Source organism: Nguyenibacter sp. L1, from assembly GCF_035199985.1.
GTDB classification, from domain to species: Bacteria; Pseudomonadota; Alphaproteobacteria; order Acetobacterales; family Acetobacteraceae; genus Gluconacetobacter; species Gluconacetobacter vanlangensis.
The window spans coordinates 3,591,897-3,614,386 of the sequence record NZ_CP127015.1 but is presented as its reverse complement, the minus strand read 5'-3'; the positions used below and the strand labels follow the sequence as shown (position 1 = coordinate 3,614,386).

The window sequence follows — 22,490 nt, the reverse complement described above, 5'->3', positions numbered from 1 at the left end:
CCAACATTACTGGTTCGGGGGAACCCGAGCCGCCAAAGGAGACCCCGGCCGGATCGCTCCGGCCGGGGCATCCAGTTCTGGTTACGACCGGGCCGATCAGGCCGTGATCGAGGCCACCACGCCGGCGCCGACGGTGCGGCCACCCTCGCGGATAGCGAAACGCAGGCCTTCGTCCATGGCGATCGGCGCGATCAGCTCGACATCCATGGCGATGTTGTCGCCCGGCATGACCATTTCCGTGCCTTCCGGCAGATGCACGACGCCGGTGACGTCGGTGGTGCGGAAATAGAACTGCGGACGGTAGTTGGTGAAGAACGGCGTGTGACGGCCACCCTCTTCCTTCGTGAGGATGTACGCCTCGGCCTTGAACTTCGTGTGCGGGGTGATGGAGCCCGGCTTCGCCAGGACCTGGCCGCGCTCGACGTCCTCGCGCTTCGTGCCGCGCAGCAGCGCGCCGATATTGTCGCCGGCCTCGCCGCGATCGAGCAGCTTGCGGAACATTTCGACGCCCGTCACCGTCGTCTTCTGCGTGGTGCGCAGGCCGACGATTTCGATTTCGTCACCGACATTCACCGCGCCGCGCTCGACACGGCCGGTCACCACGGTGCCGCGGCCCGAGATCGAGAACACGTCTTCGATCGGCATCAGGAACGGACGGTCGACCGGACGGTCCGGCTGCGGGATGTAGTCGTCGACCGCATCCATCAGGTCGCGCACGCGGTTCTCGCCGAGTTCCGGATCGCCGTCTTCCAGCGTCACCAGGGCCGAACCCTTGACGATGGGAATGTCGTCGCCCGGGAACTGGTAGGCGGACAGCAGCTCGCGCACTTCCATCTCGACCAGTTCGAGCAGTTCCGGATCGTCGACCTGATCGACCTTGTTCAGGAACACGACCAGGGCAGGGACGCCGACCTGGCGGGCCAGCAGGATGTGCTCGCGGGTCTGCGGCATCGGGCCGTCGGCGGCCGACACGACCAGGATCGCGCCGTCCATCTGGGCGGCACCGGTGATCATGTTCTTGACGTAGTCGGCGTGGCCGGGGCAGTCGACGTGCGCGTAGTGGCGCTTCGCGGTCTCGTACTCGACGTGGGCGGTCGAGATCGTGATGCCGCGGGCGCGCTCTTCCGGAGCCGCGTCGATCTGGTCATACGCCTTGAAGGTGGCGCCGCCGGTCTTCGCCAGCGTCTTGGTGATCGCGGCGGTCAGCGACGTCTTACCATGGTCGACGTGACCGATCGTGCCGATATTGCAGTGCGGCTTCGTCCGCTCGAATTTAGCCTTTGCCATCGTCTGTCTCCGTTACTCGGCCACCGGCCGGGGTCGGGTTGAAATGTTCCTAACCGGAAGCGTCGCGGTCTTTAGACCGGTCCTGCGTCACTTACCAGCGGTAATGACTGAACGCCTTGTTCGCCTCGGCCATGCGGTGCGTGTCTTCGCGCTTCTTGACCGCGGAGCCGCGATTGTTGACCGCGTCCAGCAGCTCGTTCGACAGACGCTCCTGCATCGTGTTCTCGCCGCGCTTGCGCGACGCGTCGATCAGCCAGCGGATCGCAAGTGCCTGGCGACGCTCGGCGCGGACTTCGACGGGCACCTGGTAGGTGGCGCCGCCGACGCGACGCGAACGGACCTCGACGGCCGGCTTCACGTTGTCCAGCGCGCTGTGGAACATCACCACCGGGTCGGCCGCGGCGCCGCCGCGACGGCGCAGCACTTCCAGCGCGCCGTAGACGATGCCTTCGGCGGTGGACTTCTTGCCGTCATACATCAGGGCGTTCATGAAACGCGTGATGACGACGTCACCAAATTTCGGATCGGGAAGGATCTCGCGCTTGACGGCGCGATGACGGCGACTCATGCCTCGTTATTCCTTTTACTTCGGACGCTTCGCGCCATAGAGCGAGCGACGCTGACGACGCTTGGCGATACCCTGGGTATCCAGAACGCCACGCAGGATGTGATAGCGCACGCCGGGAAGGTCCTTGACGCGACCGCCGCGGATCAGGACCACACTGTGCTCCTGCAGGTTGTGGCCTTCACCCGGGATGTAGCTGACGACCTCATAGCCGTTCGTCAGGCGCACCTTCGCGACCTTACGCAGCGCCGAGTTCGGCTTCTTCGGCGTGGTCGTGTAGACGCGGGTGCAGACACCACGCTTCTGCGGGCAGCCCTGCAGGGCAGGCACCTTGTTGCGCTTGGCAGCGGGTTCGCGGCCCTTGGCGATCAGCTGGTTGATGGTCGGCATACGCCTTTCCCGATCCTTACAAAATTCGGCCGGCCAACCGCGTATCGGGCTGCCGACTGTCGTTCACAACAAAATCCCAACGAATGAGACTCATTCGCCTGGACATCATTTATGCATCCGGCCTTGGCAGCCCCGCCCGGGGACTACGGCACCGCATGCCTGCATGCTGCATTCGACGGCCAACGACGTCGTACGAGACGGGGCTAGCCGAGGGCGCGGAACCTACGAAGCGGATAGCCGCGAGTCAAGTGTTACCTTGGGATTCGCGGACAAAACCGGTCGATTTGCACCTGCCGGACCACCGCATCAGCCATGCGGCTGCGGCAGATCACCGACGCCGCGCGGGCTATCTCATATCCGGGCGATTCGGGCCAGCGGAATCGTGCGCGTCCCGAAAATAAGGCCGATTCACAAACCGGACCGGTCAAAAAAAGGGCCGGGTGTCGCCACCCGGCCCTGCGCCCCCTCGCCCAGACGGGCTTGGGTGACGGACATGTCCGTTATTCGGCCTTGGAGACCGCGGGACGGACCTGCGCCAGGCGCTGACGGTCCTGGCCGGCGGCGATGGCGCGCAGCTTGTTCATCACGCTGCCCGTGCCCGCCGGGATCAGGCGACCGACGATCACGTTCTCCTTCAGGCCGTTCAGCGTGTCCTTCTTGCCGGCGGTCGCGGCCTCGGTCAGGACGCGCGTCGTCTCCTGGAAGGAGGCGGCCGAGATGAAGGACTGGGTCTGCAGCGACGCCTTGGTGATGCCCTGCAGCACCGGCATGGCCGCTGCCGGACGCTCGCCCATATTCAGGCGCTTCGTGTTCTCGGTCTCGAACTCGATGCGATCCACCGTCTCGCCGATCAGGTAGGTCGTGTCGCCGGGCTCGAGAATCTCGACCTTCTGGAGCATCTGGCGGACGATCACCTCGATATGCTTGTCGTTGATCTTCACGCCCTGCAGCCGGTAGACGTCCTGGATCTCGTTCACCAGGTAGTCCGACAGCGCCTCGACGCCCAGCACCTTGAGGATGTCGTGCGGCACGCGCGGACCGTCGACCAGCGGGTCGCCCACGCGGACGAAGTCGCCTTCCTGGACCGAGACGTGCTTGCCCTTCGGGATCAGGTAGTCGGTCTCTTCGCCGGTCTCGTCGTTCTTCACGATGATGCGGCGCTTGGCCTTGTAGTCCTTGCCGAATTCGACGCGGCCGTCGGTTTCCGAGATGATCGCGTGGTCCTTCGGACGACGGGCCTCGAACAGTTCGGCCACGCGCGGCAGACCGCCGGTGATGTCGCGGGTCTTGGAGCCTTCGCGCGGGATGCGCGCCAGCACGTCGCCCGCGCTGACCTGGGCGCCGTTCTCGACCGACAGCAGCGAGTCGGGCGAGAGGAAGTAGCGCGCGTCATTGCCGTTCGCCAGCTTGATGACGTGGCCGTTGGCGTCCTTGAGTTGCAGGCGCGGACGCAGATCCACGCCCTTGGCCGCCTGCTTGTAGTCCACCACGACCTTCGAGGTCAGGCCGGTGACCTCGTCCATGCGCTCGACCAGCGTGATGGAGTCGATCAGGTCCAGATACTCGACCGTGCCGGACTGCTCGGTGATGATCGGCAGGGTGTACGGATCCCACTCGGCCATCTTCTGACCGCGCGTCACCGCCGCGCCCTCGTCGACCAGCAGGCGGGCGCCGTAAGGCACGCGGTAGCGGGCGCGTTCGGTCCCCTTCTCGTCCGTCAGCACGATCTCGCAGTTGCGCGACATCACGATGGGGACGTTCTGGCTGTTATGGACGACGTTGCGGTTGTTGATCGTCACCTTGCCGTCACGCGACGCCTCGACCATCGACTGTTCCGCGCCACGCTGGGCGGCGCCGCCGATATGGAAGGTGCGCATGGTCAACTGGGTGCCGGGCTCGCCGATCGACTGGGCGGCGATCACGCCCACGGCCTCGCCGATATTGACCGGCGTGCCGCGCGCCAGGTCGCGCCCATAGCACAGGCCGCAGACGCCGACCCGGCTTTCGCAGGTCAGGACCGAGCGGATCAGCACGCTTTCCACGCCGGCCTTCTCGATCTTCTCGGCCTGCGCTTCCTCGATCAGCGTGTCACGCGCGAGCAGCACGTCGCCCGAAGCGGGGTCCAGCACGTCGGCGGCGGTCGTACGGCCCAGGATCCGCTCGGACAGCGAGGAGACGATTTCGCCGCCATCCATGACGGCGCGGACGGTCAGGCCGCGTTCGGTGCCGCAATCGTCCTCGACGATGATGCAGTCCTGCGCCACGTCGACCAGGCGGCGCGTCAGGTAGCCCGAGTTCGCGGTCTTCAGCGCCGTGTCGGCCAGGCCCTTGCGGGCGCCGTGGGTCGAGGTGAAGTAGTCGAGAACCGACAGGCCTTCCTTGAAGTTGGCGATGATCGGCTGCTCGATGATCTCGCCCGACGGCTTGGCCATCAGGCCGCGCATGCCGGCGAGCTGCTTCATCTGCGCCGGCGACCCACGGGCGCCGGAATGGCTCATCATCCACACCGAGTTGGTGGTTTTGCCGACCTCCTGGCGCGAGATCTCCTTCATCATCGCGGCCTGCACCTCGTCCGTGCAGCGCGACCAGGCGTCGACCACCTTGTTGTAGCGTTCGCCGGCGGTGATCAGGCCGTCCTGGTACTGCTGCTCGAACTCCTTCACCTCGGCGGCAGTGCGCTCGACCAGCATCTTCTTCTCGGCCGGGATGATCATGTCATCCTTGCCGAAGGAGATGCCGGCCTTCGCCGCGTGGCGGAAGCCCAGGCCCATCATGCGGTCGCAGAAGATGACGCATTCCTTCTGGCCGCAATGGCGATAGACCGCGTCGATAACGTCGGAGACGTTCTTCTTGGTCAATTGCTTGTTGATCAGCGCGAACGGGATCGCCGGATGGCGGGGCAGGATCTGCGCGATCAGCATGCGGCCCGGGGTGGTGATCACGGTCTGGCGCACCGGCTTGCCGTCGGCGTCGAGCGTCTCGAACCGGGCGGTGATCTTGTCGTGCAGCTTGATCGCGCCGGCGGACAGGGCGTACTCGACCTCGCCCACCGTCGCGAAGGACGGGGCGCCGGTGACCGTGAGGCGGCCTTCGGCGTCATATTCGTTGCGGTCGGGCGTCGCCAGGAATTCCGGCGTTTCCAGGCTGAGATAATACAGGCCCAGGACGATGTCCTGCGACGGCACGATGATCGGCTTGCCGTTGGCGGGGCTGAGGATGTTGTTGGTGGACATCATCAGCACGCGCGCTTCGAGCTGCGCCTCGAGGCTCAGCGGCACGTGGACGGCCATCTGGTCGCCGTCGAAATCCGCGTTGAAGGCGGTGCAGACCAGCGGGTGCAACTGGATGGCCTTGCCCTCGATCAGCACCGGCTCGAACGCCTGGATGCCCAGGCGGTGCAGGGTCGGCGCGCGGTTCAGCATGACCGGGTGTTCGCGGATCACCTCTTCGAGGATGTCCCACACCTCGGGACGTTCCTTCTCCACCATCCGCTTCGCGGCCTTGATGGTGGTGGCGTGGCCGTATTTTTCCAGCTTGGAGTAGATGAACGGCTTGAACAGCTCGAGCGCCATCTTCTTGGGCAGGCCGCACTGGTGCAGCTTCAGCTCGGGCCCGACCACGATGACCGAACGGCCGGAATAATCGACGCGCTTGCCCAGCAGGTTCTGGCGGAAGCGGCCCTGCTTGCCCTTGAGCATGTCGGACAGCGACTTCAGCGGACGCTTGTTGGCGCCCGTGATCGCGCGGCCGCGGCGGCCGTTATCGAACAGCGCATCGACCGATTCCTGCAGCATGCGCTTCTCGTTGCGCACGATGATGTCGGGCGCGCGCAGCTCGATCAGCCGCTTGAGGCGGTTGTTGCGGTTGATGACGCGGCGATACAGGTCGTTCAGGTCGGAGGTCGCGAAGCGGCCGCCATCCAGCGGGACCAGCGGACGCAGTTCCGGCGGGATCACCGGAATCAGGTCCATGATCATCCATTCGGGACGCGAATCGCTGTCGGCGAACGCCTCGATCAGCTTCAGGCGCTTGACCAGCTTCTTGCGCTTGGCCTCGGAGGTCGTCTCCTTCAGCTCCTGGCGCAGGCGCTCCTTGTCCGCCTTGCAGTCGATGCGCTCGAGGACCTTCTTGATCGCCTCGGCGCCGATGCCGACCTCGATCCCCTCTTCGCCATGTTCGTCCATGACGTCGAGATACTGGTCCTCGGTCAGCAGGCTGAACTGCTTGAGCGGCGAGGTGCCCGGCTCGAGCACCACGTAGCTTTCGAAATAGAGGATCTTTTCCAGATCCTTCAGCGTCATGTCGACCATCAGGCCGATGCGGCTGGGCAGCGACTTCAGGAACCAGATATGCGCGACCGGGCTGGCCAGCTCGATATGGCCCATGCGCTCGCGCCGGACCTTGGCCAGCGTCACCTCGACGCCGCATTTCTCGCAGATGATGCCGCGGAACTTCATGCGCTTGTACTTGCCGCACAGGCACTCGTAGTCCTTGATCGGACCGAAGATGCGCGCGCAGAACAGGCCGTCGCGCTCCGGCTTGAAGGTGCGGTAGTTGATGGTCTCGGGCTTCTTGATCTCGCCGTACGACCAGGACCGGATCTGCTCGGACGAGGCGAGCTGGATCTTGATCTGGTCGAAGGTCATGGCCTGGCCGGTCTGGCCGAGGATCTTCATGAGTTCGTTCATGCGCCGCAAACCCCCTGAGGGAAGTTGGACGGAGACGGCCCGCCCGGCCGCCCCCGTCCCTGAGAAGAAAACAGACGGAGAAAGAGGAAGATGACCGACGACGGGGTCAGTCGCCGCTCTGCTCCAGATCCACGTTCAGGCCGAGCGATTTCAGCTCCTTGATCAGGACGTTGAAGCTTTCGGGGATGCCGGCTTCGAAATCGTCCTGTTCGCGCACGATCGCCTCATAGACCTTGGTGCGGCCGGACACGTCGTCCGACTTCACCGTCAGCATTTCCTGCAGCGTGTAGGCCGCGCCGTACGCCTCGAGCGCCCAGACCTCCATTTCGCCGAAGCGCTGGCCGCCGAACTGGGCCTTGCCGCCCAGCGGCTGCTGGGTGACCAGCGAGTACGGGCCGATCGAACGGGCATGGATCTTGTCGTCGACCAGGTGGTGCAGCTTCAGCATGTAGATATAGCCGACCGTGGTCTGGCGCTCGAACGGCTCGCCGGTGCGGCCGTCGATCAACTGCGACTGGCCCGACTTGCTGACGCCGGCATCCTCGAGCATCGCCTCGATATCCGGGATCGAGGCGCCGTCGAAGACCGGGGTCGCGATCGGCACGCCCTTGCGCAGGTTGTTCGCCAGCTCGACGAGCTGCTCGTTCGGCAGGTCGGCGATCGCGTCGTCATAGACCTTGTCGCCATAGACCGTCTTCAGCCGGTCCAGCAGTTCCTGCTTCTTCTCGCCCGTGCGCTGGTAGTCGTCGACCAGCTCGCCGATGCCCTTGCCGATATTGGCGCAGGCCCAGCCCAGATGGGTCTCCAGGATCTGCCCGACATTCATGCGCGAGGGCACGCCCAGCGGGTTCAGCACCAGATCGACCGAGGTGCCGTCCTCGAGGAACGGCATGTCCTCGACCGGGACGACGCGCGAGACGACGCCCTTGTTGCCGTGGCGGCCGGCCATCTTGTCGCCCGGCTGCAGCTTGCGCTTCACCGCGACGAAGACCTTGACCATCTTCATGACGCCCGGCGGCAGTTCGTCGCCGCGCTGCAGCTTTTCAACCTTGCTTTCGAAGCGGGCCTGGATGCGGGCCACGGCGGCGTCGAATTCGCGGCGCAGGACCTCGAGTTCGACCATCACCGCGTCGTCGGCGACGGTGATGTTGCGCCACGCGCCGCGCGGATGCTCGGCCAGCACCTCTTCGGTGATCTCGGTGCCTGAACGCAGGCCCTTGAAGCCCGCGCCGGCGACCTGGCCCGCCAGGCGCTCGCGCAGCCGGTTATAGAAGGACCGCTCCTGGATCGCGCGTTCGTCGTCGCGGTCCTTGGCGAGGCGCTCGATCTCGGCGCGCTCGATCGCCATCGCGCGCTCGTCCTTATCCACGCCGCGGCGGGAGAAGACGCGCACATCGACGATGGTGCCGGTCGTGCCGGGCGGCAGGCGCAGCGAGGTGTCGCGCACGTCGGACGCCTTTTCGCCGAAGATGGCGCGCAGCAGCTTCTCTTCCGGCGTCATCGGGCTTTCGCCCTTCGGGGTGACCTTGCCGACCAGGATGTCGCCCGGATTCACTTCGGCGCCGACATAGACGATGCCCGCCTCGTCGAGGTTGCGCAGCGCTTCCTCGCCGACATTGGGGATGTCGCGGGTGATTTCCTCCTGCCCCAGCTTGGTGTCGCGGGCCATGACCTCGAACTCCTCGATATGGATCGAGGTGAAGACGTCGTCGCGGGCGATCCGCTCGGAGATCAGGATCGAGTCTTCGAAATTGTACCCGTTCCACGGCATGAACGCGACCAGCACGTTCCGGCCCAGCGCCAGCTCGCCCAGTTCGGTCGACGGGCCGTCGGCGATGATGTCGCCGGCGCGCACCCAGTCGCCCACGCGGACCAGCGGGCGCTGGTTGATGCAGGTGGACTGGTTGGAGCGCATATATTTGCGCAGGCGATAGATATCGACGCCCTGGGTCGCCCCGGCCGCGTCGGTCGCGCGCACCACGATGCGCGCGCCGTCGATCTGGTCGATGATGCCGCCGCGCCGGGCGACGATGGTGGCGCCGGAATCGTGCGCCACCGCGGCTTCCATCCCCGTGCCGACCAGCGGCGCGTCGGAGCGGACCAGCGGCACCGCCTGGCGCTGCATGTTCGAGCCCATCAGCGCGCGGTTGGCGTCGTCGTTTTCCAGGAACGGAATCAGCGCGGCCGCGACCGAGACCAACTGCTTGGGCGACACGTCGCAGGCGGTGACTTCCTCGGGCTTCACCAGGCGGAAATCGCCGCTGCGGCGGACCGAGACCAGTTCGTCGGTCAGGCGGCCGCCCGCATCCTGCCGGGCGTCGGCCTGGGCGACGACCAGCTTTTCCTCTTCCATGGCGGAGAGGTATTTCCAGCCATCCTGCAGCACGCCGTCGCGCACCAGGCGGTACGGGGTTTCGATGAAGCCGTACTTGTTCACCTTGGCGTAGGTCGCCAGGGAGTTGATCAGGCCGATATTCGGGCCTTCGGGCGTCTCGATCGGGCAGATGCGGCCGTAATGGGTCGGGTGGACGTCGCGGACCTCGAAGCCCGCGCGCTCACGCGTCAGCCCGCCCGGGCCCAGGGCCGAGAGGCGGCGCTTGTGCGTGACCTCGGAGAGCGGGTTGGTCTGGTCCATGAACTGGCTGAGCTGCGACGAGCCGAAGAATTCGCGCACCGCGGCGGCGGCCGGCTTGGCGTTGATCAGGTCGTGCGGCATGACCGTATCGATATCGACCGAGCCCATGCGCTCGCGGATCGCGCGCTCCATGCGCAGCAGGCCGACGCGATACTGGTTTTCCATCAGTTCGCCGACCGAGCGGACGCGGCGGTTGCCCAGATTGTCGATATCGTCGATCGCGCCGCGGCCGTCCTTCAGCTCGCACATGATCTTGACGGTGCGCAGGATGTCTTCCTTACGCAGCACGCGGACGGTGTCCGGAGCGTCGAGGCCCAGGCGCATGTTCATCTTGACGCGACCGACGGCCGACAGGTCGTAGCGGTCGGAGTCGAAGAACAGGCCGGAGAACATGGCCTCGGCCGTCTCGGGGGTCGGCGGCTCGCCGGGGCGCATGACGCGATAGATGTCGGTCAGCGCGTCGTCGCGCGAGGCGTTCTTGTCCACCGCCAGCGTGTTGCGGATCCACGGGCCGTTCTGCGCGTCGATCGCCAGCGTCGGCAGCCGGTCGAGGCCGGCTTCCTCGAGCGCCGCGATGCGGGCCTCGGTCAGTTCCTCGCCGGCCTCGGCATAGATCTCGCCGGTTTCCTGGTTGACCAGGTCCTCGGAGACGTAGCGGCCGATCAGGCCGACATGGCCGACCAGCACCTCTTTCGTCGTCTCGGCGATCTTGCGGACCATGCGGGCGGTCAGCTTGGCGTCGGCCTCGGCCACCACCGCGCCGGTCTCGGCGTCGATCAGCGGTTCGAGCAGCTTGAGCCCACGGAACGACTCGGCGTCGAACGGACGGGCCCAGCCCTTGCCGGTCTTCACGAAGACGACCCGGTTATAGAAATAGGAGAGGATCTCGTCGGCATCCATGCCGCGGATCTCCATCGCCTCGACATCGCCGCCCTCGGCCGCCTTGGCGGCGCGGGCCGCGGCGGAGGCCGCGCCTTCCAGCGCGTAGAGCAGGGTGGTGACCGGCAGCTTGCGCTTGCGGTCGATGCGGACGTAGATCAGGTCCTTGCTGTCGAATTCGAAATCCAGCCAGGAGCCGCGATAGGGGATGACGCGCGCGGCGAACAGGAACTTGCCCGACGAGTGGGTCTTGCCCTTGTCGTGGTCGAAGAACACGCCGGGGCTGCGATGCATCTGGCTGACGATCACGCGCTCGGTGCCGTTGATGATGAACGTGCCGTTGTCGGTCATCAGCGGCATGTCGCCCATATAGACGGGCTGTTCCTTGATGTCGCGGATCGAGCGCGAGCCGGTGTCCTCGTCCACGTCCCAGACGATCAGGCGCAGCACGACCTTGAGCGGCGCGGCGAAGGTTAGGCCGCGCTGGATGCATTCCTCGACGTCGTATTTCGGCTCTTCCAGTTCGTAATTGACGAACTCGAGCCGGCCGCGGCCGGCGAAATCATTGATCGGGAAGACCGAGCGGAAGACTTCCTGCAGGCCGGCATTGGTCCGGCTGTCAGGCGAGACGTTCATCTGCAGGAACGCCTCGTAGCTGGCGCGCTGCACGTCGATCAGATTGGGCATCGGAGCGATTTCGGGTATCCGCCCGAAGCTCTTGCGGATGCGCTTGCGTCCCGTGAACGATTTCGTAATTGCGTTCATCGTCTATCCTGCCCCCATCCCGACGACCCGGATCGTCCCGCGCCGGCGGCCGCCTGGCCGCGGCACCCGGAAGCGGGCCGTCACAAACCGTCTTGTGCCCGGATGCCGGCCAGGACCGACACCCCGCCCGCCCGGAAGGCAGGCCTTACTACCGCCAAAGGCGCCCGAGACCGCAAGGTCAGGGCGCCAGAACGGCCAAGGGGGCGGGAACCCTACGGCATCCCGCCCTCGCCTGGAGTAGCACAGGAAGCGGCGACCCGAGGGCCGCCCGCAACCCGAAGATTACTTCACTTCGACGGACGCGCCGTTGTCTTCAAGAAGCTTCTTGATCTTCTCGGCTTCGTCCTTGCTGACGCCTTCCTTCACGGTCTTCGGCGCACCCTCGACCAGGTCCTTGGCTTCCTTCAGGCCCAGGCCGGTGATGCCGCGAATTTCCTTGATGACGTTGATCTTCTTGTCACCGGCCTTGGCCAGGATCACGGTGAATTCGGTCTGCTCTTCGACCGGAGCGGCAGCAGCGGCGGCCGGCGCGGCGGCAACCGCAACCGGAGCGGCGGCGGAAACGCCCCACTTCTCTTCGAGCAGCTTGGAGAGCTCGGCGGCCTCGAGAACGGTGAGGGCGGACAGCTCGTCAACGAGTTTGGTCAGATCGGCCATGATTTGGTCTTCCTAATTTATACACTGATTGGCGCAACACAATCCCGGTTTCACGCGATCGTGCGAATTTCATCGTTCCGCGACGCGGAACGCATTGGCTCAGGCAGCCTCGTCCTTCTTGGCGTAGGCCCCGAAAACCCGCGCAAGCTGTCCGCCCGGCGCCTGGAGGACGCCCGCGATGCGCGTGGCTGGCGTGGAGATGAGCCCCACCAGCTGCGCCCGGAGCGTGTCCAGGGACGGAAGCTCGGCCAGCGCCTTGACCCCATCGACATTCAATGTCTGGGTGCCGAGCGCTCCACCGAGCAGAACGAGCTTTTCGTTGGTCTTGGCGAACTCGACAAGCACCTTGGCCACGGCCACCGGGTCGACCGACCACGACAATGCGGTCGGCCCCTTCAGCAGCGGCGAGATGCCTTCGAATCGGGTCCCTGCCAGGGCGAGGTTGGCCAGCCGGTTCTTCGCGACCTTGTAAGTCGCTCCTGCCGCGCGCACGCGCCGCCGCAGTTCCGTCGCATCGGCGACCGTCAGCCCGTCATTGCGGGTGACGACGACCATGGACGTCTCGGCGAACACGGCCGCGAGGGAGGCAACAAACTCCCGCTTCTCCGTACGGTCCAATTCCCGTCTCCGTCGTGACCTGCCAGGCATGAACCTGTCAGGTCGGGTTTACCCTAGGAGAGCGCGCCCTGGGGCGCCCTCTCCGGTTCGCCTGTCCTGTGCAACGGAACAACCAGTGCGGGCGGCGCGACCGCCCCGATCCGGCAATCCCCGTCTTCCGTGTGCGGACCCGAGGGTCCATCAAGGCTTGCGCCACATCCGGTCATGGACAGGTTCGGAAGACCAGGCGCGCTGGCGCCTGCCTCCTGTCCGCGGCGCCCGGGGGCACCGCGTCATCTGATGCGCGATCAGCCCGCCGAGAAGGCGGACACGTCGACGCGGATGCCCGGCCCCATCGTCGAGGACAGGGCGGCCTTGCGCAGATAGGTGCCCTTGGCGCCCGACGGCTTGGCCTTCTGCACCGCGTCGACGAAGGCGCGGATGTTCTCGGCCAGCTTGTCGCCGTCGAAGGACGCCTTGCCGATGCCGGCGTGGATGATGCCGGCCTTCTCGGCGCGGTATTCGACCTGGCCGGACTTGGCCGCCGTGACGGCGCCCTTCACGTCCATGGTCACCGTGCCCAGCTTGGGGTTCGGCATCAGGCCGCGCGGACCCAGGATCTTACCCAGGCGGCCGACCAGGGCCATCATGTCCGGGGTCGCGATGCAGCGGTCGAACGCGATCTCGCCGGCCTGCACCTTCTCGGCCAGGTCTTCGGCGCCGACCACGTCGGCACCGGCGGCCAGCGCCTCCTCGGCCTTCGCGCCGCGGGCGAACACGCCGACGCGCAGGGTCTTGCCCGTGCCGTTCGGCAGCGAGAGCAGGCCGCGGACCATCTGGTCGGCATGGCGCGGGTCGATGCCGAGATTCAGCGAGATCTCGATCGTTTCGTCGAACTTGGCCGACGCGGTCTGCTTGACCAGGCCGATCGCCTCGTCCAGGCCATATTGCTTGTTGCGGTCAACCTGGGCCACCGCGGCGGCCAGACGCTTGTTCTTCGCCATGGGATCAGCCCTCCACCACCGTAAGGCCCATCGAGCGGGCGGAGCCGACCAGCATACGCACGGCGCCGTCCAGGTCGTTGGCATTCATGTCCTGCTTCTTCTGCTCGGCGATCTCGCGGAGCTGCGCCATCGTCACGCTGCCGACCGCGGCGGATTTGCCGACCGTCGAGCTGCCCTTCTTGATGTTGGCGGCCTTCATGAGGAAGTAGGTGTTCGGCGGGGTCTTGGTGATGAAGGTGAAGGTGCGGTCGGCGAACGCGGTGATGACGACCGGAATCGGCATGCCGGGCTCGAGACCCTGGGTCTTGGCGTTGAACTCCTTGCAGAACTGCATGATGTTCAGGCCGCGCTGACCCAGCGCCGGGCCGACCGGCGGGGACGGATTCGCCTTGCCGGCGGGAATTTGCAGCTTGATGTAGCCAACGATTTTCTTGGCCATATCCGGGGCTCCTGACTGTTTCACCCGGACCGCGGTTCATGCGGCCGCGCCCGCCGCGCAAGGCGGCCGGCGCGGTCTCCCGCGTTCCGTAAGAGGCGGCTCCCTAGCCCTAACGGGCCGGGGTTGTCAACCCTGCCGCCGAGCCCGCCGACAACCCCGGCCCGGTCAGGTCGCGCAGCGCCGGGCTGGTGCCGACGGCGATGCCCCCGGCCTCCTTGGGCACGCGCAGCCCTTCATATTGCAGGGGGCCGAACGGGCGGATCGCCTTGGCGTCGGGGATCTGCGCCCGCGACCAGCCGCCGCCCAGGGCGCGGATCAGCGAGACCGTGGCCTGGAAGCGCCGTGTCTCGACCTGGACCTCGTCGATGCGGGCGGTCAGGGCGGCGATCTGGGCCACCACGACGTCGAGATAATTGGTCAGCCCGCCGGTATAGAGCGTCATGGTCATGTTCTGGGTGCGCATCGCGGCGGTCACCGCCGCTTCCTGCTGTGCCTGCTCGGTCCGGAGCTGGTTGGTCAGGGTCAGCCCGTCCTCGACATCCTGGAAGGCACCCAGGACGGTGGCGCGGTACGTGTCCTCGGCCTGGCGGTATTGGGACCAGGTGCGCTGCAATTCGGCCCGGCGCAGCCCGCCCTGGAACAGCGGCATCGCCGCCTGGACGGCGTAGGAATACATGCTGTTGGTCAGGTCGGCGAGGGTGAAGCCGTTATCCATGAAGCCGGTCATGGCGTTGACCGAGATGTCGGGATAGAAGGCCGCCCGCGAGACGCCGATCGCGCGGTTGGCTTGCGCCATCTCGCGCTCGGCCGCCGCCACGTCGGGACGGCGTTCCAGCAGCGCCGAGGGCAGCAGGAGCGGCACCGCGACCTCGGGGAAATGCAGGGCCTGCTCGGGCTGGATATGGAAGGCGGCCGGCGCCGCGTTGACCAGCACGGCGATGGCGTGTTCCAGCACTGCGCGGCGGGCCTGCAGGTCGGTTTCCTGCGCCTGGGTGGCGTAGAGCTGGTTCTGGGCGCGCGAGACGTCGAGGCCCGCGGCGATCGCGCCGGCCTGGCGCATGCGGGTGATCTGCACCGCCAGCCCGTAGGTGCGGATCGAGTCGCGATAGACCGCGTCCTGCGCGTCGAGGCCGCGCAGCAGGATGTAGCTGGATGCCAATTCGGCATCGATGCTGAGGCGCGCCAGCGCGTAGTCCGCGGCGCTCTGCTGCGCGCGCTGCTGGCTCATGCGGGTCTGGTTGCGGATCTTCGACCAGAAATCGGGTTCCCACGTCGCCGTGCCGTAATATTGCTCGGACGACATGTATTCGGGGCCGCTGGAGCCATGGCCGCGCCACAGCCGGTGCTGCGAGGATTTGTATTTCGCGGCGCCGGCGAAGGCGCTGACCTGCGGGTAGAGGCCGGCCTCGGCCTCGGCCGCCATGTCGCGGGCCTGGGTGAAGGTTTCGGCCGCCGCCTGGAGATCGGGATTGGCGCGGTTGGCCTGTTCTTCCAGCCTGTCGAGCAGCGGATCGTTGAACAGGGTCCACCAGTCGCCGCGCAGCGCGCCGTCCTGCGGCGTGCCGTAGCGCATGATCCCCTGTCCCTGCCAATTGTCGGGAAAGGCGAACTTGGCCGGATGGTACGCGGGCGCCATGTCGCAGGAGGCGAGCCCGGTGAGCAGCGCGAGGCCGCCGGCGAGCGGGGCGGTACGGAGGCGCCTTGAGCGGGGGGGCCTGGAGATGGTCATTGACGGGCCCCTGCCTCCTCCGTGCCGGCATTGTCGATCGGCATGGCCCTGGTGTCCGCATCGTGCGCGACGGCCGGGGCGGCGCCGGACGGCGCGTTGTAGCCCGGCGTGGAGTCGACGATCCGGACTTCCTGCCCGTCCAGCAGGCCGGCCGAGGGGTTGTTGACCACCCGGTCGGTCGGCTTCAGCCCGCCGAGGATCTGCACCATGGTGCCCAGGTTGGTGCCGACCGTGACGTTGTGCAGCCGGATGCGGTTATTGTCGTCGACCAGGGCCACCTGCATGCCCTGGGCGCGGAAGATCAGCGCGCCCTCGGGCAGGATCAGCATGCCGGGGTCGCCCGGGGCGCGGAAATGGACGGTGGCGTAGGAGTCGGGCCATAATTCGCCCTTGCTGTTATCGACCGTCAGTTCGGTCGTCACCGTACGGGTCGAGGCGTTGAACGCGCTTGCGGTGGCGAGGAACGACGCCTTGAAGACCCGGTCGGGATGTTGCGGGACCGTGACGTCGGCCGTCAGCTTGGGGCTGATGATGTCCGCGTAATCCTGCGGGATGGCGACGAAGATGCGCATGCGGTGCACGTCGGCCACGCTGAACAGTTCGGTCGCGGTGCCGTGCGAGGAGACGTCGCCGCCGCCGGCATTCACATAGTCGCCGACATCGGCCAGGCGCGACGTCACCACGCCGTCGAAGGGGGCGACGATCTGCTTGAAGCCGATCAGCGCCGCGTAGCGCGACACGTCGTGGCGCGCGGCTTCGACCTGCGCCTGTTCGGCTTCGGCGTTCGCGGCCTGGACGTCGACTTCCTGCTGCGAGACGGCCTGGGTGCCCTGCAGCGCCTTCCAGCGATGGGCGGTGATCTGCGCCAGCTTGTAGCGCGCCATCGCCACGTCGAAATTCGCCTTCGACGCCGCGTATTGCGCGTCCAGTCCCGGCGTGTCGATGGTGGCGAGCACGTCGCCGGTCTTCACGCGGGCGCCGATGTCCTTGTACCACATATGCACGTAGCCCGAGACCTGGGCGTAGATCGGCGCCTGGTACCAGGCGGCGATGTTGCCCGGCAGGTCCAGCGTGCGGGTACTGGGCCCATGGGACGGCGCGATGAGCTGCACCCGGGGGATGGCGGCGTCGGCCGTCTGCTGCCGCAGCGTGCTGAAATGCGCCTGCCGCTGGATGATGCCGCCAACGACGACGACCAGCCCGATGACGGCGCCGGCGCCGGCCAGCAGCCTGCCGCGGCCGGACGCACCGCGCCTGGAGACCTGTTCCACGCCGCTCATGCACGTTCTCCTTCAGCGGTACGGTGTCTTCTGGAATGCAGCATCGCAAAGACGCAGGGCACGAACAGCAGCGTCGCGACCGTGGCGATCGCGAGCCCGCCCATGACGGCGCGGCCGAGCGGCGCGTTCTGCGAATTGCTGATCGACATCGGCAGCATGCCGATGATCATGGCCGATGCGGTCATCAGCACCGGCCGGATACGTTCGAAGCCGGCCTCGATCGCCGCGCGGATCGGGTCGCCATGGACGTCCATCCGTTCGCGGGCGAAGGCCACCACCAGGATCGAGTTCGCCGTGGCGGTGCCCATGCACATGATCGCGCCGGTCAGGGCCGGCACCGACAGGGCCGTGTGCGTGACGAACAGGCTCCAGGAAATGCCGGCCAGGGCGCCGGGCAGCGCGGTGATGATGATGAACGGGTCCAGCCAGGACTGGAAGTTCACGACGATGATCAGATAGACCAGCAGCACCGACATGGCGAGGCCGATGCCGAGCTGGAAATAGGCGCCGGTCATCGTCACGGCCTGGCCGCGCACCACCAGGCTGGAGCCGCGCGGCAGGTCGTGGCGGGCGGCGTCGACGACGCGCGCGACCTCTCGCGAGACGGCGCCCAGGTCCAGCCCTTCGTTCGCGGCGTAGATGTCGAACACCGGCATGATGTTGTAGTGCGCGACCTCGCCCGCCGTGCCGGTCTGCGTGAGCTGGCTGAGGCCGCCCAGGATCTGCGGCGCGCCGTTGGCCGGGTTGCCGTCGCCCCGGTCGATCGGGATGGTTTCCAGGTCGTTCAGGGTCTGCAGGAACTGCAGCGGCGTCTGGATGTCGACCAGGTGCGACACCCCGGTCTTGGGGTCGAGCCAATAGGTCGGCGCGACCTGGCCGCTGCCCGACAGCACCGCCAGCGTGTTGTTGGCGATGTCGGCCTCGGTCAGGCCGGTGCCCAGCGCGTAGCTGCGCCGCGCGTTCACCCGCAGGGTGGGGGTGTTCATCGGTTCCTGCACCGAGACGTCGGCGATGCCGGTCACGTGGCGCAGGCGCGCGGCGAGATGCTGGGCGAAGATGAAATTATCCGCCAGGTCGCGGCCGGTCACCTGCACGTCGATCGGCGAGGGCAGGCCGAAATTGAGGATCTTGGCCGTCAGGTCGGCGGGCATGAAGGTGATCTGAGTGCCGGGGAAACGGTCGGCCAGGCCGCGCCGCAGGATCTGGCGGTAGTCGGCGACCGGCGAATCCTCGCGCTTGAGCGTCACCGTCAGGTCGCAATCCTGCGCGCCCACCGTGGGGGTCGGGATGAAGGCCTGGTTGAGGCCGCTGAAGGGCAGGCCGCAATTCGAGACGATGTCATCGACCTGGCCGGGCAGCAGGCGGCGGATTTCCGCGTTGACCAGCATCGAGATCTTGCCGGACTCGTTCAGCTTGGTGCCCAGGGGGGCACGCATATGGATGGCCAGCGCGTTGGAATTGATCTCGGGGAAGAAATCCTGGCCGACGAACAGCAGCAGCGCCATCGACGCCAGCGTGACGCCCAGGAAGGCCGGGATGAAGCGCCCCCGGGTGGCGACCAGATGCGCCAGCAGGTCGCGATAGCCGTTGCGGAAGGCCGTGAACCGGGCCTCGAACCCGCGCTGGAAGCGGCCGAAGAAACCGCGCGGCGCGTGGTGGGCATGCGGGTCGGCATGGGCCGCGACCTGCGCCGCCAGCAGGTATTTCGCCATGGTCGGCACCAGGGTGCGCGACAGGATGAAGGACGCGATCATGGCGAAGATGATCGCCTCGGCCATCGGCATGAACAGCCAGCCCGCGACCCCGGTCAACTGGAAGAGCGGCATCCACACGATGCAGATGCACAGGGTGGAGACGAAGGTCGGGATGACGATCTGGTTGGCCGCGTCGATGATCGCGGTTTCCAGCTCCTTGCCCATTTCCAGGTGGGCGTCGATGTTTTCGATCATGACGGTGGCGTCGTCGACCAGGATGCCGACCGCCAGCGCCAGGCCGCCCAGGGTCATGACGTTGATGGTCTGGCCCGCCCAGCCCAGCCCGATGACCGAGCACAGCATGGCCAGCGGGATCGAGGTGGCGATGATGATCGTCGAGCGCCACGAGCCGAGGAACAGCAGCACCACCAGGCTGGTCAGCAGGGCGGCGGTGCCCATTTCCTGGACCACGTCGCGGATCGCGTCCTTCACGAAGATCGAGGCGTCGTTGAGGATATGGATCTGCACGCCCTGCGGCAGGGTGGCGATGACGGACGGCAGCAGCGCCTTGATCCCGCTCACGACGCTGAGCGTCGAGGCGTCGCCGCTTTTCATGATGACGATCAGCACCGCCTGGTGGCCGCGGACAAGCACCATGTTGGTCTGCGGCGGGCCGCCGGAATGCACCCAGGCGACGTCGCGCAGATAGACCACGGAATTGCCGACCTGCTTGATCGGGATGCTGTTGAAGGTGTCGATCTCGCGCGGGGTGGCGTTGGTCTGCACCATGAAGTCGAAGGCGCCGATCTGCTGGTCGCCCGCGGGCAGGACGATGTTCTGCCGCCCCAGCGCGTTGCCGACATCGGTGGCCGACAGACCGTGGGCCAGCAGCTTCGACTGGTCGAGATCGACCATGATGTTGCCGGGCTGGCCGCCATAGGGATTCGGAATGGCCGCGCCGGCGACCGAGACCAGCGCCGGGCGGATCAGGTTCGAGGACATGTCGTAGATCTGCGACGCGGTCATCGAATCGGACGAGACCTGGAGCGTGAGCACCGGCACCGACGACGCGTTGTAGGTCAGGATCAGCGGCGGCGTCATGCCGGTGGGCATCTGCTTGATGACGGTCTGCGACACCGAGGTGATCTGGGTCTGCGCCACCGAGGTGTCGGTGCCCGGCTGGAAGAAGACCTTGACCACGCCGCGCCCGTAATAGGACTGGCTTTCGATGTGCTCGATATTGTTGACCGTCGCGGTCAGGGCGCGTTCGTAATAATAGATCACGCGGCCCGACATGTCCTCGGGCATCAGGCCGGTGTAGCCCCAGACGATGGCGACCACCGGGATCTTGATGCTGGGGAACACGTCGGTCGGGGTCTGGACGATGGCCCGGAAGCCGAACACCACGATCAGGATCGAGAGGACGACGAAGGTGTAGGGCCGCTTGAGCGCGGTGACGACGATGGAATTCATGCGCGCGTCAGGTCCTGGGCAAGGGAATGGGCCGGACAGGAGACGATGCCCCGCATCCCGCGATCGCGCATGGCCCGCCCGGTCCGATCCGGCTGTCCGCCTGCATGCATTGTCGTCGCTCCCCGGCTGTCTCGCGGCTTCGTTAACATGTCACCCCGGTGCGCCAATGAAATTCCGGTTTAGAATGTTCGATTGGGCGAAACGCGCATAGCACGCCCGTGCGGCCCGTCACAGGCCGCGCCTGACGGGCTGGGCCGTTCAGGCCGGCGGCGGCGCGGGGGTGGGAACGGGCGGAAAGACGATGCCGAACAGCGCCCCGGGACGCGATTCGCGCCTGCGCGTATCCGAAATGGTCAGGGCGGCGTTGTGCAGGCGCAGGATGGCGGACACCAGGCTGAGCCCCAGTCCGCTGCCGGGGATGTGGCGGCTTTTGTCCGAGCGGTAGAAGCGGTTCATCACCGCCTGGCGTTCCTCGGGCGCGATGCCGATGCCGGTATCGGCGACCTCGAGCCGCGCGCCGTCGCCGTAGCGGATGACGGACAGCGAGACCTCGCCCCCGGCATCGGTGAACTTGATGGCATTATCGATCAGGTTGGCGAGGACTTCGATCAGCAGGTCGCGGTCGCCATAGACGGGGACCGGCGCGTTGCCCGACAGCAGGTCGAGGCGGATCTGCTTGGCCTCGGCGATCGGTTCGTAGAGATCGACGATGTCCGCGGCGATTTCCTGCAGGTCGATGACGGCGAATCCGACCCGGCGACGGGCGTTCTCGATCTCGCCGATGCGCAGCAGGGCGGTGATGATCGAGAAGCACTGGTCGAGATCGTCGATGGCGCGCGCCACCACCCCGCGCAGGGCGTCGGCCGATTGCGTGCCGCCCTGCGCGCGGTCCAGCCGGGCGCGCACCCGGGCCAGCGGGGTGCGCAGATCGTGGGCGATGTCGTTTCCGACATCGCGGATTTCGTCCATCAGATGTTCCAGCCGGTCCAGCATGCGGTTCACGCTGCCGGCCAGACGTTCCATCTCGTCGCGCTCGCGCCCCGACGGCAGGCGCTCATGCAGGTCGCCGTCCATGATCCGGTCGATCGCCTCGTGCATCACAGTGACGCGGGCCAGGGCGCGGTGGCTGAGCACGACGCCGGTCATCAGCGCGAAGAGCACGGTCGGCACGATGGAGACCAGCAGGGAATGGCGCATCATCAGACGCAATTCGTCGAGCATGTGCAGCCCGCGCGCCAGCACCAGGATGCGCCCCCCCGCCACCGGGACGGCGAGGATGCGCAGCACGTAGGGCGCGTCCTCGGTCGGCCAGACGGTCAGTTCGCGGACATGGCCGTCCGCCACCAGCCCGTCGGGCCATTTATGCAGGTCGCCGGCGATGGAATGGTGCTGCGCGTCGAACAGCGCGGCCTGGTTGATCACCACGCGCAGATCGTCGGTCGCGCGGTCGCGGATCTTGTGTTCCAGATCCTGCGGCTTCTCGCCTTCGAGCAGCGCGGCCTCGCGGTGCAGCAGCATGTCCGAGCGGAGGAATTCGAAGGTCTTGGTCTGGCTGTAGCCCAGCGAGAATTGCAGGGCCGCGGCGCCGATCATCGCGGCGACGACCGCCAATGTCAGGCGGAAGGTCGCCGTGCGCAGCAGTTCGCCGAGCGACACGCCCAGCCTATTCCGGAATGCGGAGCATGAAGCCGGTGCCGCGGATGCTCTGGATCAGGGGGGTGGCACCGGGCTCGTCGATCTTGCGGCGCAGCTTGCCGATATGCACGTCGACCAGGTTGGTCTGCGGGATGAAGCGGTAGTTCCACACATCCTCGAGCAGCATATTGCGCGTGAGCACCTGATTGGGGCGGCGCATCAGATATTCCAGCAGGCGGAATTCGCGCGGCAGCAATTCGATCACCACCCCGTCGCGGGTCACGGTGCGTTCGATCAGGTCCATGGCCAGCGGACCGACATGGAGCATCGTCTCACGCGTGTTGTTCGGGCGCCGCATCAGCGCCTCGAGCCGGGCGGCCAGTTCCTCCATCGCGAAGGGCTTGGTCAGGTAGTCATCGCCGCCGGCCTTGAGCCCGCTGACCCGGTCATCGACCGCCGACATGGCGGACAGGACCAGCACCGGGGTGGAGACCTGCCGCCCGCGCAGGGTTTCGATCAGGGTCAGGCCGTCCATCTCGGGCAGCATGCGGTCGATGATCATGACGTCGAAATTGCCGCCGAGGCCGACCGACAGCCCGCTGGGGCCCGTCCGTTCGTGGCGGACGGAAAAGCCGCGGCTTTCCAGTTCCTCGGCGACTTCCTGGGCGATCTTGCCGTCATCCTCGACCAGCAGTACCCGGGGGGCGGGTTCCTGGGCCGGGGCAGACGGATCGGGCTTGGACGTCGCGTTCATGGTCAATGCACACATGATG

General features: G+C 66.6%; 14 protein-coding genes. All 14 read right to left on the bottom strand.

The window, feature by feature from the left end; translation table 11 throughout:
* Nucleotides 1-96 precede the first annotated feature (96 nt).
* Nucleotides 97-1,287 (bottom strand): elongation factor Tu, encoded by a 1,191-nt coding sequence (gene tuf, locus QN315_RS16235; protein ID WP_176638759.1) that lies wholly within the window; start codon nucleotides 1,285-1,287, stop codon nucleotides 97-99.
* A gap of 91 nt (nucleotides 1,288-1,378) precedes the next feature.
* On the bottom strand, nucleotides 1,379-1,855 hold the full coding sequence (gene rpsG, locus QN315_RS16230; protein ID WP_102323162.1) for a 30S ribosomal protein S7: 477 nt from the start codon (nucleotides 1,853-1,855) through the stop codon (nucleotides 1,379-1,381).
* 15 nt (nucleotides 1,856-1,870) lie between these two features.
* On the bottom strand, nucleotides 1,871-2,242 hold the full coding sequence (gene rpsL, locus QN315_RS16225) for a 30S ribosomal protein S12 (protein WP_003621118.1): 372 nt from the start codon (nucleotides 2,240-2,242) through the stop codon (nucleotides 1,871-1,873).
* 500 nt (nucleotides 2,243-2,742) lie between these two features.
* On the bottom strand, nucleotides 2,743-6,930 hold the full coding sequence (gene rpoC / locus QN315_RS16220) for a DNA-directed RNA polymerase subunit beta' (protein ID WP_323990372.1): 4,188 nt from the start codon (nucleotides 6,928-6,930) through the stop codon (nucleotides 2,743-2,745).
* A gap of 106 nt (nucleotides 6,931-7,036) precedes the next feature.
* Nucleotides 7,037-11,209 carry a DNA-directed RNA polymerase subunit beta gene (gene rpoB, locus QN315_RS16215; protein ID WP_323990371.1) on the bottom strand — a complete coding sequence of 1,391 codons (4,173 nt, stop codon included), beginning with the start codon at nucleotides 11,207-11,209 and terminating at the stop codon, nucleotides 7,037-7,039.
* A 282-nt stretch (nucleotides 11,210-11,491) separates the two neighbouring features.
* On the bottom strand, nucleotides 11,492-11,866 hold the full coding sequence (rplL, locus tag QN315_RS16210; protein ID WP_176638756.1) for a 50S ribosomal protein L7/L12: 375 nt from the start codon (nucleotides 11,864-11,866) through the stop codon (nucleotides 11,492-11,494).
* A gap of 99 nt (nucleotides 11,867-11,965) precedes the next feature.
* Complete coding sequence (gene rplJ / locus QN315_RS16205) at nucleotides 11,966-12,484, bottom strand: 50S ribosomal protein L10 (protein WP_176638755.1); 519 nt, start codon at nucleotides 12,482-12,484, stop codon at nucleotides 11,966-11,968.
* Nucleotides 12,485-12,771: 287 nt separating this feature from the next.
* A complete protein-coding gene (gene rplA / locus QN315_RS16200) occupies nucleotides 12,772-13,467 on the bottom strand; it encodes a 50S ribosomal protein L1 (protein ID WP_323990369.1) in 696 nt (231 codons plus the stop codon).
* Nucleotides 13,468-13,471: 4 nt separating this feature from the next.
* Entirely contained in the window at nucleotides 13,472-13,906 is a 435-nt protein-coding gene (gene rplK / locus QN315_RS16195) for a 50S ribosomal protein L11 (protein WP_176638753.1), read from the bottom strand.
* A 109-nt stretch (nucleotides 13,907-14,015) separates the two neighbouring features.
* Entirely contained in the window at nucleotides 14,016-15,635 is a 1,620-nt protein-coding gene (locus QN315_RS16190; RefSeq protein WP_408904541.1) for an efflux transporter outer membrane subunit, read from the bottom strand.
* A complete protein-coding gene (locus tag QN315_RS16185; RefSeq protein WP_323990368.1) occupies nucleotides 15,632-16,915 on the bottom strand; it encodes an efflux RND transporter periplasmic adaptor subunit in 1,284 nt (427 codons plus the stop codon). The genes QN315_RS16190 and QN315_RS16185 overlap by 4 nt, the downstream gene beginning before the upstream one ends.
* A complete protein-coding gene (locus tag QN315_RS16180; protein WP_323990367.1) occupies nucleotides 16,912-20,082 on the bottom strand; it encodes an efflux RND transporter permease subunit in 3,171 nt (1,056 codons plus the stop codon). The genes QN315_RS16185 and QN315_RS16180 overlap by 4 nt, the downstream gene beginning before the upstream one ends.
* Before the next feature lie 258 nt (nucleotides 20,083-20,340).
* Nucleotides 20,341-21,738 (bottom strand): HAMP domain-containing sensor histidine kinase, encoded by a 1,398-nt coding sequence (locus QN315_RS16175; protein ID WP_323990366.1) that lies wholly within the window; start codon nucleotides 21,736-21,738, stop codon nucleotides 20,341-20,343.
* A gap of 7 nt (nucleotides 21,739-21,745) precedes the next feature.
* Nucleotides 21,746-22,471, bottom strand: a complete 726-nt coding sequence (locus QN315_RS16170; protein ID WP_176640930.1) for a response regulator transcription factor — start codon at nucleotides 22,469-22,471, stop codon at nucleotides 21,746-21,748.
* Between the last annotated feature and the right edge of the window lie 19 nt (nucleotides 22,472-22,490).